This is a genomic window from Pseudoalteromonas shioyasakiensis (genome assembly GCF_022398475.1).
In the GTDB taxonomy this organism is placed as follows: Bacteria; Pseudomonadota; Gammaproteobacteria; order Enterobacterales; family Alteromonadaceae; genus Pseudoalteromonas.
This window is the reverse complement of sequence record NZ_JAKEVM010000310.1, coordinates 1-618: the sequence shown is the minus strand read 5'-3', so window position 1 is coordinate 618 and position 618 is coordinate 1. Positions and strand designations below refer to the sequence as shown.

Sequence of the window (618 nt, the reverse complement as noted above, 5' to 3'; positions counted from 1 at the left end):
TACTTTAGGTGTAATATTGGATCTTCTTAATATAATAGTTTCTGCAATTGTTGGTGCTCTAGTACTCTGGGTCGCAAAAGATTTCCTAATACCGGAAATTACAATGATATTTTCTAATTCTGTGAAGCTACACAAAACATGGGAATACACAGATATAGAAAATGGAAATGTAGTGGGGCGAATATCGATTAAACAACGTGGAACTTATGTTTCTGTAAAAGCAACTAGGTTAATATCTAGGAATGGCTCTTCAGAACAACGTGAATTTAAGTATTCAGGAAAAATCTCCGGTAGGAATTTAGTTTTAGCGTTTGAGCAAGACAATACCGGAGGTTCAGTTAGCGGCTCTATAGTAGTTCGCCTTAATTCGAACCTCGATCAAATGGTTGGCACTACAAACTACTTTTCTGATTCTGCTGGAAAAGTTATTACTAAGGATATTTTTTATCGAGCTGTATTATAAACCGGATTTATCCTCTAGCTTTGAGCGTACTTTTTTGTTGAAAAGTTCTCGTTAATCACCCTTAAAAGCTGTTACCTCGCTAGCTATAGTAAAATTTGCTTAAAAGAGCGAGGAAAGTAGCTTTAGGGGAAAATAATAGTCTCACAGTTATACAA

Annotated in this window: 1 protein-coding gene; it reads left to right on the top strand. The window is 35.4% G+C overall.

The window, feature by feature from the left end; genetic code table 11:
* Positions 1-463 (top strand): hypothetical protein (locus tag L1D51_RS21645; RefSeq protein ID WP_239964855.1); only part of this gene is annotated, 463 nt, incomplete at its 5' end.
* Positions 464-618: the final 155 nt, after the last annotated feature.